The organism is Simiduia litorea (assembly GCF_042853465.1).
Classification (GTDB): domain Bacteria; phylum Pseudomonadota; class Gammaproteobacteria; order Pseudomonadales; family Cellvibrionaceae; genus Simiduia; species Simiduia litorea.
Genome location: NZ_AP031497.1, coordinates 2,458,203 through 2,471,145, shown reverse-complemented (window position 1 = coordinate 2,471,145; position 12,943 = coordinate 2,458,203). Strand labels below are relative to the sequence as shown.

At 45.4% G+C, this 12,943-nt stretch carries 12 protein-coding genes and 1 tRNA gene; 4 read left to right on the top strand and 9 right to left on the bottom strand.

Going from position 1 to position 12,943, the window contains the following annotated elements; genetic code table 11:
• Positions 1 to 6 precede the first annotated feature (6 nt).
• The 5 genes from ACGHTT_RS11015 to ACGHTT_RS10995 are packed head-to-tail and all read right to left on the bottom strand — an operon-like array spanning position 7 to position 4,620.
• Positions 7 to 1,080 (bottom strand): ABC transporter ATP-binding protein, encoded by a 1,074-nt coding sequence (locus ACGHTT_RS11015; RefSeq protein WP_390590545.1) that lies wholly within the window; start codon positions 1,078 to 1,080, stop codon positions 7 to 9.
• Positions 1,081 to 1,084: 4 nt separating this feature from the next.
• Positions 1,085 to 1,957, bottom strand: coding sequence for a carbohydrate ABC transporter permease (locus ACGHTT_RS11010; RefSeq protein ID WP_390590543.1), 873 nt, complete (start codon positions 1,955 to 1,957; stop codon positions 1,085 to 1,087).
• A complete protein-coding gene (locus ACGHTT_RS11005; RefSeq protein WP_390590541.1) occupies positions 1,954 to 2,835 on the bottom strand; it encodes a carbohydrate ABC transporter permease in 882 nt (293 codons plus the stop codon). The genes ACGHTT_RS11010 and ACGHTT_RS11005 overlap by 4 nt, the downstream gene beginning before the upstream one ends.
• Position 2,836: 1 nt before the next feature.
• A complete protein-coding gene (locus tag ACGHTT_RS11000; RefSeq protein ID WP_390590540.1) occupies positions 2,837 to 4,099 on the bottom strand; it encodes an ABC transporter substrate-binding protein in 1,263 nt (420 codons plus the stop codon).
• The gene (locus ACGHTT_RS10995) at positions 4,096 to 4,620 is read right to left on the bottom strand and encodes a gluconokinase (RefSeq protein WP_390590539.1); all 525 of its coding nucleotides are present in this window, start codon (positions 4,618 to 4,620) and stop codon (positions 4,096 to 4,098) included. The genes ACGHTT_RS11000 and ACGHTT_RS10995 overlap by 4 nt, the downstream gene beginning before the upstream one ends.
• A gap of 268 nt (positions 4,621 to 4,888) precedes the next feature.
• Here ACGHTT_RS10995 and ACGHTT_RS10990 point away from each other — a divergent pair.
• Positions 4,889 to 4,965: transfer RNA gene (locus ACGHTT_RS10990), tRNA-Arg, on the top strand.
• Between the two features lie 551 nt (positions 4,966 to 5,516).
• On the opposite strand, the gene ACGHTT_RS10985 is transcribed toward ACGHTT_RS10990, so the two are convergent.
• Positions 5,517 to 8,018 (bottom strand): acyl-CoA dehydrogenase, encoded by a 2,502-nt coding sequence (locus tag ACGHTT_RS10985; protein WP_390590538.1) that lies wholly within the window; start codon positions 8,016 to 8,018, stop codon positions 5,517 to 5,519.
• Positions 8,019 to 8,335: 317 nt separating this feature from the next.
• Between ACGHTT_RS10985 and ACGHTT_RS10980 the strand changes: the two genes are divergently transcribed.
• Positions 8,336 to 8,566, top strand: a complete 231-nt coding sequence (locus tag ACGHTT_RS10980) for a DUF2789 family protein (protein ID WP_390590536.1) — start codon at positions 8,336 to 8,338, stop codon at positions 8,564 to 8,566.
• A 333-nt stretch (positions 8,567 to 8,899) separates the two neighbouring features.
• On the opposite strand, the gene ACGHTT_RS10975 is transcribed toward ACGHTT_RS10980, so the two are convergent.
• The gene (locus ACGHTT_RS10975; RefSeq protein ID WP_390590534.1) at positions 8,900 to 9,718 is read right to left on the bottom strand and encodes an OmpA family protein; all 819 of its coding nucleotides are present in this window, start codon (positions 9,716 to 9,718) and stop codon (positions 8,900 to 8,902) included.
• The gene (locus ACGHTT_RS10970; RefSeq protein WP_390590533.1) at positions 9,715 to 10,149 is read right to left on the bottom strand and encodes a DUF4398 domain-containing protein; all 435 of its coding nucleotides are present in this window, start codon (positions 10,147 to 10,149) and stop codon (positions 9,715 to 9,717) included. The genes ACGHTT_RS10975 and ACGHTT_RS10970 overlap by 4 nt, the downstream gene beginning before the upstream one ends.
• A 464-nt stretch (positions 10,150 to 10,613) precedes the next feature.
• Between ACGHTT_RS10970 and ACGHTT_RS10965 the strand changes: the two genes are divergently transcribed.
• Both ACGHTT_RS10965 and ACGHTT_RS10960 read left to right on the top strand, forming a co-directional pair.
• Positions 10,614 to 11,351: a Crp/Fnr family transcriptional regulator gene (locus ACGHTT_RS10965; RefSeq protein ID WP_390590531.1), complete on the top strand. Its 738-nt coding sequence runs from the start codon at positions 10,614 to 10,616 to the stop codon at positions 11,349 to 11,351.
• Between the two features lie 157 nt (positions 11,352 to 11,508).
• A complete protein-coding gene (locus tag ACGHTT_RS10960) occupies positions 11,509 to 12,228 on the top strand; it encodes a Crp/Fnr family transcriptional regulator (RefSeq protein WP_390590530.1) in 720 nt (239 codons plus the stop codon).
• On the opposite strand, the gene ACGHTT_RS10955 is transcribed toward ACGHTT_RS10960, so the two are convergent.
• Complete coding sequence (locus ACGHTT_RS10955; RefSeq protein WP_390590529.1) at positions 12,220 to 12,855, bottom strand: diguanylate cyclase domain-containing protein; 636 nt, start codon at positions 12,853 to 12,855, stop codon at positions 12,220 to 12,222. The genes ACGHTT_RS10960 and ACGHTT_RS10955 overlap by 9 nt on opposite strands.
• Positions 12,856 to 12,943 lie beyond the last annotated feature (88 nt).

Below are 12,943 nucleotides of genomic sequence, written 5' to 3'. Positions count from 1 at the left end.
ACTCCATTACAGGCGTTGACCACTCACTGGGTCGAAAAGTGAAATTTGCTGGCAGTCGAAATGTATGTCTAGCGATGCACCAACCTCGGCCGTGAAATCACCTTGTGCTTTTGCCACCCAGTGATGATTTAATCCGTGGCACCAAACCACACAGTCGGCGCCCATTTGCTCGATCAGGTCGACCTTGTATAGGCCTTGTTTCTTGTGCACGCTTAATGCTTCAGGGCGGATGCCAAGGCAAACCGCTTGGCCTTTGACTAATGCGGTCTTTGCTTGATAGTTGCTGATGTTTAGTCGCAATGTTTCGCACACGAATTCGATGTTGGAGTTTGATATGTCGATTTCACCGCTAATAAAATTCATAGCCGGTGAGCCAATAAATTCAGCCACAAAGCGTGTTTGTGGGTGGTGATAAATATCCATCGGGCTGCCGATTTGCTCAATATCGCCTGCGTGCATGACGGCAATGCGATCGGCTAAGGTCATTGCCTCTACTTGGTCGTGGGTGACATAGATGAGCGTGTTGTTAAATTTGTGGTGCAAGCGCTTAATTTCTAAGCGCAACTCAGTCCTAAGTTTTGTGTCTAAGTTGGAAAGGGGTTCGTCGAATAGCAATACACCTTTTTGACGAACCAATGCACGTCCAATAGCAACACGCTGTCGCTGACCGCCGGATAATTGATGGGGTTTTCTATCCAGCAAAGATTCAATTTGCAATGTGTTGGCTGTTTCACGAACACGTGTTGCTATTTCTTCTTTTTTTGCGCCGGCCACTTTGAGTGCAAACGCTAGATTTTCGTAAGCGGTCATGGTTGGGTAGAGTGCGTATGACTGAAAAACCATAGCTAAGCCACGATCTTTTGGTTCGGCATGAGTGACGTCGCGGTCGCTGATATTGATGCTACCCGAACTCACCTCAAGTAAGCCCGCTATCGCATTTAATAAAGTGGATTTTCCACAACCTGAGGGGCCGAGGAGTACCACGAATTCACCATCTTCCACATTTAATGATAGATCTTTGATAATGGTGGCGTGATCGCGCTCAATCTTTAGGTTTTCTACAACAACAGTGTTATTCATGGTTTTAGCCTTTCACGGCGCCAGAGGCAATTCCGCGAACAAAATATTTTCCTGATAAGAAGTAAACCGCGAGCGGAACGGCTGCAGTTAGTAGCGTTGCAGCCATATCGATGTTATAGGTTCGCTCGCTAAGCTGGGAGTTGACGATGTTGTTTAATTGCACGGTCATGGGTAGGTTTTCTTTGCCAGCGAAAATCATGCCGAGCAAAAAATCATTCCATATATTGGTAACTTGTAAAATGGTCGCTACCGCGATTATGGGGACGGAAAGAGGTAAAACAATGGATATGAATATTCGCCAAAAACCCGCACCGTCGACCCTAGCGGCTTTGAATAGCTCCATAGGTAAGGTTAAGTAATAGTTGCGAAAGATGAGAGTCGTCATTGGAAGACTAAAGATGACATGGATAGTCACGATGCCTGTTAATGATCCGTATATGTTTAAGGTGTTGGTTATTCTTACAAGCGGGTAGAGCATGACTTGGTAAGGTATAAATGCGCCACAAATGAGTGCTGCCATTAGTAGATTTGCCCCTTTAGGGCGCCAAAAGCTCATGGCGTAGCCGTTCAGTGCACCAAATAAAACCGAAATGATCACGCTGGGAATCAATATTCGAACGGAATTCCAGAATCCAACTTGCAAGCCTTGGCAATCTAAACCTGTGCAGCTTGCGGACCAAGCGTGTTGCCAGTACTCAAAGTTAATTGCCTGCGGTAGGCTTAATATGTTCGTCCAACGTATTTCTGCCATGGATTTAAACGAGGTCGCTAAAATCAGGTAGAGCGGAATTAAAAAATACAAAGCGGCAATAAATAAAAATAGGTAGAGGCCAATTCTACCTAAATTGGGAAATATCAAATGATGTTGGTTTTTCAACGCTGCTTTCTCCTCAGGAGTTGTAGAACAAACAGCGGGGTTGCAGCGCAAATTACAGACACTAAAAGCATACCGGCGCCAGCCATTGCAAGGCCAATATTGTTGCGTTCAAAAAGGTTGTCGACAACGAATTTAGCCGGTAGCTCACTCGCTATACCGGGGCCGCCAGCGGTCATGGCAACGACCAGATCGTAACTTTTAACCACTGATACAGCGAGTAAGACAACGCAGAAAGTAATCATCGGCGTAAGTGAAGGTAATACAATGTGAACATAAGTACGCCATGTCGGAATACCGTCAATCTTTGCCGCTTTCCAAATTTCTTGATCTACACCGCGTAAACTGGCCAACAATAACGCCATGATGAAGCCGCTACCTTGCCACAAAGCGGCGATTATAATGGCATAAATAACGGTGTCGCTATTTACCAACCAGTCAAAAGTAAATGATGTGAAACCAAGATTGCGGACAATTTCCTGCAGACCAAAGGTTGGATTCATAAACCACTGCCAGGCTAACCCCGTTACCACATACGATAATGCATGTGGGTAGAGGAAAATGGTTCTGAATATATTTTCACCGCGAATTTTTTGGTCTAGGGCTATTGCGAGCAAGAGGCCGAGTGTTAAGCAACCGATAATATACACAATGCCGAATACAATTAAATTTTGTAGTGAGGTCATCCAGCGAGACGAGACAAATAGTCGCGCATACTGCTTAAATTCTACAAAATTATAGGTTGGAACAAGTTTTGAATCTGTTAAAGACAACGCGAGTGAATAGATAACGCAAATAACAAACACAACGAGCACGATAATTATGGCGGGAGAGAGGGCTGCAGCACCTGGGTTGATTTTCTTGGCGAATGGTTTCTGCATATTAAATTACCGCGGCTAGAGCGGCAGCAAGTTTCTCTGTCGCTTCTTCGGGGGTCATTGAGGGACGGTTCCAAAATTCAGTGACAATGTCGGTGAGCAGCCCTTTTTGGTCGGGTGTCATCAGCATGACAACATCGGGTACTTGTTTAGCTGGGTCGCGCAGGGCTTTGAGCCCCTTTTGGCTGCAGGCATCTAATTGCTGTGGATCTACATCGGTTCTCGATGGTAGCGAACCTTTAGCTTGATTGAATGCGAGCTGCGTATCCCGATCCATCAGTGTTTCTGCGAGTAGTTCTTGTGCGGCGATAACTTGAGGGTCGTCTGATCGGGAAAAGCCAAATGCATCGCCGCCGACCATGAGCAGCGGTTGGTTGCCCAAGTTTAAAACGCAACCATAGTCGCGTTCGGCGACCATGCCTGCGGCGAGAAATTCGCCTTTCGCCCAGTCGCCCATAAATTGCATTCCCGCTCTGCCAGTGATAACCATGTTAGTGGCATCATTCCAGTTTCTGCCTGGACTGCCGGCGTCGACGAAATCCCGTAGGCGAGCAAAGGCTCTAAATACATTTTCCATTTCAGGGCTGGTAATGGCGCCAGGGCGTTGATTAGACAGTGCGTCGAGGTACAGCTCTTTGCCGCCATAACTTAATAGAACATTAAGAAACGTTGTACGCTCCTGCCAAGCTTCGCCACCAAAGGCCAGCGGAATATAATTATTGTCTCGTAATACGCGTGCTGCGTGAAAGAAATCGTCCCAAGAGCGGGGTTCAGAAAGTCCTAACTTGTTGAATAGCTTTTTATTGTAAAAAAGCCAGTTAGCCCCGTGAATATTCACTGGGATTGCATAAAATTTACCTTCTCTGGTGATACTACTAACAAGTAGTGGGGGTAACACCTTGTCCCAGTGATTGCGTTTGGCGACGTCGTCTATGTGGTTAACCATGCGGGCATGAATCAGATCATCTAACTCTTTACCGGTAATAAATTGCATGGCGGTTGGGGGCGATCCACCCAAAATCCGATTGATAACGGTGGTTCTTGCGGCTGAGCCGCCTGCAATTGCGCTGTCTACCCAGTGGCCCCCCCGACGATTAAAGTCATCGGCCACGATACGAATTGCCGCCGATTCTCCACCTGACGTCCACCAGTGAACAACTTCAGCGGTTAAGGGCTTTTTCTCATCGTTTTTTAATGGCGCTGCAACGGCGAACGCTAAAGTGCCGCAAACAAGGGTGATTAACAGGCTTACACCAATAGTATTCATGCGCTGGTACCGCATGCCGTTGGTTTGAGGCTGTCAAACAGTGCTTGCTTGAGGGTAGAGATGGGCAAGGTGGCATCCAGCGTGATGGATTGTTCGTCTTCCTGTGGGAGTTCTAAGGCTTGCAGTTGGCTGGCCAGTAAACTCGACGGCATGAAATGGTTTGTGCGCGCCATAACACGGTTGCTTAAAGAGTGTTGATTTAATATTAGGCAAATGTAGGTAATGCTGGGCTCGTGACCAAGGATATCGCGGTAGCTGCGCTTAAGCGCAGAGCAGCTGAGCACCATGCCGGTATTTTGTTGTAGATGGGTAGCGATGATTTCTCGCAACGAATTTAGCCAGGGTATTCTGTCTTCGTCTTGAAGGGGAATGCCTTTGCTCATCTTGTCAATGTTGGCTTGAGGGTGAAATTCATCGCCTTCAAAAAAGGCTATGCCTAGGGTTTCAGCTAATGCTGCGCCAAGGGTAGACTTGCCGCAGCCCGAGACGCCCATCACTACTAAGATGCTCGGCTTATCCATGCACTCGCTTCTGTTTTAATTATCGTTATTAGATGCTACCTGTTTCTGATGGGCGCTGCAGCCCCTCAGCAGGAGTTCGTGTCATAGTGTCATAAAGACCATAAGCCTGCAAGAGGTTGATAAATAAACAACAATCGGATGCTTTATTAATCAGCAGGCCGTTATGCGCTAAGCCTTTGAATAAAATTACTATTTTTCTTTATAAAGGGCTTGACTCAATAGGGGGGCATCCATATTATACGCGCCTCCAGACGACACGTCGGAACACGCGCTTGTAGCTCAGCTGGATAGAGTACCTGGCTACGAACCAGGCGGTCAGGGGTTCGAATCCCTTCAAGCGCGCCATACAAAACAAAAAGGCCCCATGTGAAAGCATGGGGCCTTTTTGTTTTGTATGGTTTGCGGACGGGGATGAGCCTCCCCCAGAGTTCGACAAAATGCGGCTAGCATTTTAGACCGAGCGCTAGCGATCCCACCGTGCCACAACAGCCCTAGACTGTTGTGAGTCAATCCCGCTATGTGCTAACCGGTTGTTGTTACCAATACAGCGAAAGCACGGTGTCACGCCGGCCGCACCTTTTTGTTTTGCGGATCGAGGATAGAGTCGAGGACCCCGGTTCGACAAAATGCGATTGCATTTTAGGCCTCGCGCCAGCGTGACCCTGCGGGTCGTGCGTTTTTGTTTTTAATGGGCGTAAGTGCGAATGAAGGCCTCTCGAGCCTATTCAAAAAGACCAGTATTTGTTTATCCTGCAAAAATTGCGTTTTCGCCATCCTTGCCACTTAACCCGCCCAAGGCAATAAAAGGCTTGTGCTGTCCTAGCTCACGGCTACCCGTCGCCACTAAGTGTTGCTGTACGCTCATGCGTCTAGCTGGCCGACTCTTGTTGTTAGTTTCATTTGTCTGCCTGGCGTTCGACAACCTTTCGTTTGCCCGCCGAGCAGCTTGCTATTTTTTGTAGTTGGTCTTGATCAAAAGCGTCGACCCTGAGCGCATCATAAATGGCTGTTAATGCTTCCAATAGTTTTTCAGATTCAGCCACTGTGATGATTTTCTGTTTCTGTGCCCAATCAACCAATAATTTATGTTCGTGGCCCATGAATAATGAGGTTGGATCGAATTCGTTAGGGGTATGTTTACTCAATGCTTTATGTAGGCGTTCTCGCATGTCTTTAGTTTCGTTTGCAAGTCGATATGCGTGTAGTACGCGACCTAAGACATCATCAGGTTTTGGGTTAACGTAGCAGCCTTGTGTTATACAGTCTCGCACAGGTGAGTCATTGATGATGCTCATGGCTACTTGGGTGGCCAATGAATCATTTGGACCATCTAGGCCGGTGGCGCCCATTGGAAATACTAATGCCTTCATAGGCCGGCGCAGCGCTTTAACGGGAAAATTCAGCGCGATCATGTGAAATGAGCTTTGAAGATCGCTAAGGCAGGTTTGTAGGCACCACTCCAGGAGGGGGCGTTGCTCGTCTGCGTAATCTTCGTCGTGCCAGAATTTGATCACTGCAGATGCGTAGTAGAGGTGGGTTAAGCAATCTGCCATTCTGCCAGAGAGGCGTTGGCGCGCTTTAAGACCTCCGCCTATTGATAGTAATGTTACGTCAGTTATTAAAGCAAAAGCCGCAGAGAATCGGTTAAGTTGTCGATAATATTTGCGAATGCTGCCTTTTTTGTTGCCAGAGCTCAGTAAACCATTGGTGAGGCCTAAGGCAAAAGTTCGTAATAAATTTTTACTGGTATGGGCGAGATGTCGATAAAGCACGGCATCAAATTTTTTAATGGCCGCACGCCGGTCTTCTAAGCCTGCAGCTTCAATTTCATCGGCGATAAAGGGGTGGCACCGTACTGCACCTTGACCAAATATCATAAGGCTGCGGGTCAAAATGTTTGCGCCTTCAACCGTAATGGCTATAGGTATTGCTTGATAGGCGTTGGCAAGAAAGTTGCGGGGCCCGGTAATCACGCCCCGGCCAGCGGTTACGTCCATGGCATAGTTGATCACCTTTTTCATGAGGTCTGTGTTTCGATATTTTAGAATCGCCGAAGGAACGGCGGGTCGAATGCCTCGATCTAGCATGCCTGCTGTTAAAAGGCGCGCGGCATTCATCATATAGGTGTATCCAGCCATAGGTTCCAGTGCTTCTTGGACACCCTCGAATTGGCTAATAGATCGTCCGAATTGTTCCCGGGTTAAGGCGTATGAACCAGTTGCCAAGCAGGCAAATTTACCTGCACCTGCGCCTAGTGCTGGGAGGGATATAGAGCGACCAATAGATAGGCATTCCAGCAGCATGGTCCAGCCTTTACCTAGCATCGACTGGCCGCCAATGACCTGATCCATCGGTATAAATACGTCCTTCCCCCAAGTGGGGCCGTTCATAAAAACCGTATTCATTGGCAGGTGGCGAGCGCCAGCATTAACACCTTCGGTATCACGAGGGATAAGAACGCAGGTCACGCCAATGTTTGTTTTATCACCTAATATTTTTTCGGGGTCATACACCTTGATTGCCAAACCAATCAGAGTGGCAACTGGAGCAAGAGTGATATAGCGTTTATTCCAAGTTACCTTCAAGCCTAAGACGTCTTTGCCTTGCCATTTACCTTGGCAGATAATACCTGTATCGGGAATGGCTCCTGCATCCGAGCCAGCGACAGGGGAGGTTAGTGCGAAACACGGGATTTCTTCGCCTTTGGCTAGACGTGGCAAATAGAATTTTTTTTGTTGGTCTGTTCCATACTCCATGAGTAGTTCGCCAGGGCCGAGTGAATTGGGCACCATAACAGTCACTGCTGCCGAAACGCTTCGGGTCGAGATTTTCATCACTATTTCTGAATGAGCGGCGTGTGAAAACCCTTTGCCGCCTTTATCGCTTGGGATCGTTAGGCCAAAAAAGCCATTTGACCGAATAAACGCCCAGACTGCTTCGGGTAAGTCAAAATCTTCTTGGGTAATTTTCCAGTCATCTATCATTGAGCACAGTTGCTCGACGGGGCCGTTGATAAATGCAAGTTCCTCTGGTGATAAGCTTGCTGGAGCGGCATTCAATAATTTATCCCAGTCCGGTTGGCCAGAAAACAGCTCGCCATCCCAGTCGACATTGCCGGATTTGAGTGCCTCGGATTCTGTCTCGGAAAGCGTGGGTAGACGAGCCTGAATTAGGGATAATAAGGGCGCACTGAGGAATCGATTTCGTAGGGGGTTTGCAAAGATTAACGCGTAGGCTGTAACGAGCAGTAATCCGCCAGTCAAAAAGCTTGAAACAATCCAGCCGTCCAAATAAATGCCTAGTAATGCTGCTAGTGCTAATAGTGAGGCGGCTACTCTCTTGTCTGTCCCTATATATAAAAGCGCCAAAGTGACAACAAAAAACAATAAAAATATCATATCTTATTAACCTTTCCGGTAAGTTTTTGTGACGTAATCTTGTCTAAAATTATTGTCTCATAGAAATTCTATTGATTTTTATCGAGCACTTAGATTAATGATTCTATATTTTTAGTGTTAATGTTAGTGAAATTATGTTTTCCTAGTTTTATCTCGTATTGTTAATTTTTTCCTATTTCAGTGGTTTCTACATTAACTAAACCCTTTGGGTGTGTAGGCTAATAGATTATATGTTCATATCGGCGTAGGGTGGTTAAAGGGTGGGTGATTCCGTTTCGGGATGGCCGTCGAGTAAGTAAACAGTATAAGGAGGAGTGGTGAATATTGAATTTAACACCTTGGGTGCATTATTCTCGCAGCTAGGCCTGCCAAGTGATGACGATTTTATTAATCGATTTGTGGATGAGCACAAACTAGATAAAAGTATTCGCATTGATCAAGCCTCTTTTTGGTCGCCGAATAAAGCAAGGTTTCTAAGAGATGCCATAGAAGAAGATGCTGAGTGGGCTGGTATTGTTGATCAGTTGGACGGGCGATTACGTGGTTAGAGAGTATGAGCTCGCTTTCATGTTAATTGCGCTCGTAATAGTAAAAAGACTGGTATTAAAATAAAAAACTAGTGGTCAGTCTTTTTGGTGCTTCTAAATCGGTAGCATGTCGTCGTGCTGCTTGTGTGTGAAAATACCGGTGATGGGTAGCAGCCTGCTGAGATTTTTGGGGGGCCGCGGACTGTTGCCGTCTTGAGATATCCTTGGATTAAGCGGTCAAATATTGTTCTATCTTTAGTTGGTTCCAACTGTTGATCCCGAAATTTTTAATCCTGCAGGGGTGGCCCTTTTTTTCATCGTCATTTTCGGTTAATTAAAGCTGAAAATCAGCCTCTATTCAGTAGTCTGGTCGGGAATGATGACTTCCACACGACGATTTCTTTGTCTGCCAGTTGCTGTGTCATTACTAGCAATAGGTGCGCTTTCTCCTTTACCAGAGGTCTGCATTCTGTTGTCTGCTACACCATGATCGAGTAGGTAGGCTTTAACGGCGTCCGCACGTTTTAATGAGAGGTTGAGGTTGAAGCTGTCGCTGCCAATATTGTCGGTATATCCCTCTACAATCAGCTGTCGATCATCGTTTTCAATAAGAAATATGGATAATTTATCGAGGTTTTCTGTTATTCCGTGCTTCAGGTCTGATTTGCCAGTTTCAAATAGGAGATCGCCTAGCGTTAGCACCATACCCCGATTACTCTTTTTTGCGTTTAGATCCAGTAGCTGCCGCTCTAAATCTTCATTGCGTTGCTGTGCGCTTTGCATTTCTTTTCGTGCAGAATTTGCTTCTCGTGTTCGGGAGTCTAGGCGAGCTGTCTCTCGCTGCTCGATAATTCCCTTGCGCTGGTCTTCGAGGAGGCGGGTTTGTGCCGTGGCTATTGCTATTTCAACTTTTCGGTCTGCCATAAATACTTGGTGATCACTGAGAGCCTTTTCTTTCTCTGGTGACTCAGCAATTAATGTTGCTATTTCCGCCTCTTTAATAGCTAGTTGTGCGCGACTAGATAGTGTTGGGTCGTCCTGAAGCGCAGATAGTTTGGCGCGAACGTCACTGGCACCATTAGGGCTCTCAGGCTGAATCGTGCAGGCATTTATTATCATAATCGCTAATGATAAGCCTGATATTTTCAGTATGTCTGGTATTTTCTTATTCATTGTATCTCTCCTGTATGCCTTTGCATTTCTACTTTCAGTGCATCAATGCTATCGATCATGTCCTGGTTTACTTGGGTTGCTTTTATTTTTGCAGCTCTAGCCGATGCTAGCTGGGCGCTAACTTTTGACTGGTCGGCAAGGCGCTCTGCTGTAACCATATTTTTTTGTCTAGCGGCTTCTCGAGCCGCTATCAGCTTATCTCTGGCGTGGTTCAGATCCGGTAGGGCATAGTCTGATACTCTCTCGCGGTCTGCTCTGTCAATTTCCGCTTGAGCAGCCTGTAGGGATTGATTGGGTATGGGTGGCCCCATTGTGCATGCGCCAACAAAAAGGAAAAAGGAAAGAGCCATAAACTTTACCAGTAGATTTTTTTCAATCTCATAGTTTCTGTCTAGCGTAAGCTCGCTTGTAGTGAGTTTATGGTTGATCATATGATTAGCTCCGTAGAATCATGGGCAGCTGATGATGTGCTGTAGGTTAATCTAGTTGTTATGTATTCGGCAGTCGGTTAGATAGCGTACATAACCTCTGAGTTTTTATTTATAAGGTGGTGTTAAGTAATATTGCAATGTCGGTATGCCGAGAGCGTGGGTTGTTATTTTCTTGGGGCGGTAAACGTTACTCTTTAATCCGAAGCGTGTTCATGCCTTATAACAGTCTAATGATGGTGGGTGACGACTTAAATGATTTTTAACTGATTGCTATGAGAGTGTAATGTGTGTCGTCTCAATCATTCGCCTTTAAAATTAGGTGAACATGTTGGCGCATAAACGCGTATGATTCATGCTATGTTCGCTATGGTACAGAGGAAATTGCGGATTGTTACCTATTCTCTAAGGCGTTCAGCCTAGGAGTGTTCTGCTCTACAATACAATTTTCTTGGGTATGAAGAATTATGGCCACCTTAAAAAAGTCGAATCATGACCCTAGGGAAAATCACTTAATTTCTGCGCTACCAAATGATGTGCAGGAGCGACTATTGCCTAACTTAGAGCTTGTACATCTACCATTGGGGAACGTGCTTTACGAATCAGGATGTACCCTAAAGCATGCATACTTCCCCGTTGATTGTATTATTTCAATGCTCTATGTGATGGAGGATGGTGCCTCGGCTGAGATTTCGGTGGTTGGCAACGAAGGTATTTTAGGCACGGCATTATTTATGGGCGGTGAAAGTACGCCTAGCAGGGCGATAGTGCAGAGTGCAGGCCATGCGTACCGTATTCCTGGCGCTAAATTTAAGGAAGAATTTAGTCGCCACAGCGAAATGCTCATGCTTCTTTTACGCTATACACAAGCCCTCATTACGCAAATGGCTCAAACTGCTGTTTGTAATCGCCATCATACTGTAGATCAGCAGTTGTGCCGCTGGATGCTACTGTCGCTAGATAGGTTGCCAACTAATAATTTAGTTATGACCCAAGATTTAATTGCCAATATGCTTGGTGTGCGAAGAGAGAGTGTGACGGAGGCTGCAGGAAAGTTGCAAAAACTAGGTGTTATTTCCTATCAACGAGGTCATATTAATGTGCTTGATCGAAGCAGGCTCGAAGAGCTGTCGTGCGAATGCTATGCAGTCGTGAAAAAGGAAACGGATAGGTTATTACCAATATCGAATTCATTAAATTTATAGGATTTATTCAGTGGTTGTAAGCGTTGTAATTTTGATTTGGCCGATAGTCTAGTTCGCTTCCGCACAGAGAAAAATAGTTATATCCTGCACTCTACATAGGCAAGTTACTTTAGATTAATTTAATTTAAAGGTTTATGTTTTGTCACAGGGTCATTTTATGACTATACAAACTATTAGCGCTCTCGCGATTGATAATCAGTTGATTGCCTTAGTTGAGCAAGAGGCGAGAGATAAGATACTGAGTATTTGCACATCGGTAGAGTTGACTCCAGGTACAGTGCTCGCTGATGCAAATGAACCCTATCATTATGTCTATTTTCCAGTTTCCGGCTTTATATCGTTGTTTGCCGTGGCGGCTGATAATCCACCCCTAGGTATTGGTTTGGTTGGTAACGAGGGAATGCTAGGAGTTACACTCTTAGTAGGAGAAAAAAAATCACCGTTGCAGGCTATAGTGCAAAGTCCTTGTACGGCATGGCGAATGCCTAGCGAAAAATTTCATCTAGCGTTACAGTTGTGGCCCGCATTAGCAGTTGTACTAAAACATTATATTTACAGTGTTATTCAACAGTTTTCCCAAGAGGCTGTTTGTGTGAATTTTCATGGTATCGAGGCGAGGCTAGCACGTTGGTTATTAATGTCACACGATCGAACAGAGGGGAATACGCTAGATCTAACTCATGTGTTCCTCGCGCGTATTCTTGGTGTTCGGCGAAGTGGTGTGAGTATCGCTGCGCACAAATTGAGTGATAAAGCGCTTATTGCTTATACAAGAGGAAAAATTGAAATTCTGGATAGAAAAGGCTTAGAGAAAAAGTCCTGCGCATGTTACAAGATAGGCATTAAAATACTAGAGGCGAGTCAAGCATTACGATAGCTGAGCTTTGATGCGCATCTTCTCATGATTTTTAGCTTGATACATCGCCTTATCCGCATATTTGATCAGCGCATATTGTGTAGCCCCGTTGGCTGGGTATAGTGCAATACCTATGCTCGCTGTAATTATTAGGTCTCTACCTTCAATAGAATATAACTTAGATAAGTTCGCGAGCAGCTTACTCATAAGCTCTTGTGCTCCTTGTTCACCATCAACTTCTGGAAGAAGTATTAAGAACTCGTCGCCACCATAACGGAATACTGAGTCGGTCGCCCGAATGCTAGAGCCTAATCGCTTGGCAACCATGATAAGGAGCTCATCGCCAATATGATGACCATAGTTATCATTGATTTGCTTAAAGCCGTTTAGATCTAGCAGAAGTAAACCCACTTTTTTATCGTATCGATCCGCTAGATTGATGGCTTGATGTAATCGGTCGCGCAGTAAACTACGGTTGGCTAGACCAGTTAATTCATCGTGATGAGCGTAGTGGCGTAGCTCGGTGAGAGACTTCTCTAACAGAAATATTTTCTGTTTCAGCGATTTTATTGTTTTAAGGAAGAAACCATATTTATCAATGCCTCGATTATTTGCGTTACTTTCATAGAGAACTGGCCTAATGTTCATGGTGGATTTTATTCCTGTGTTCTATTGACAAAAAATCAATAAGCTAATTTATAGTTCGGTGACTTTTGTCATCAAACTATAAATTAAG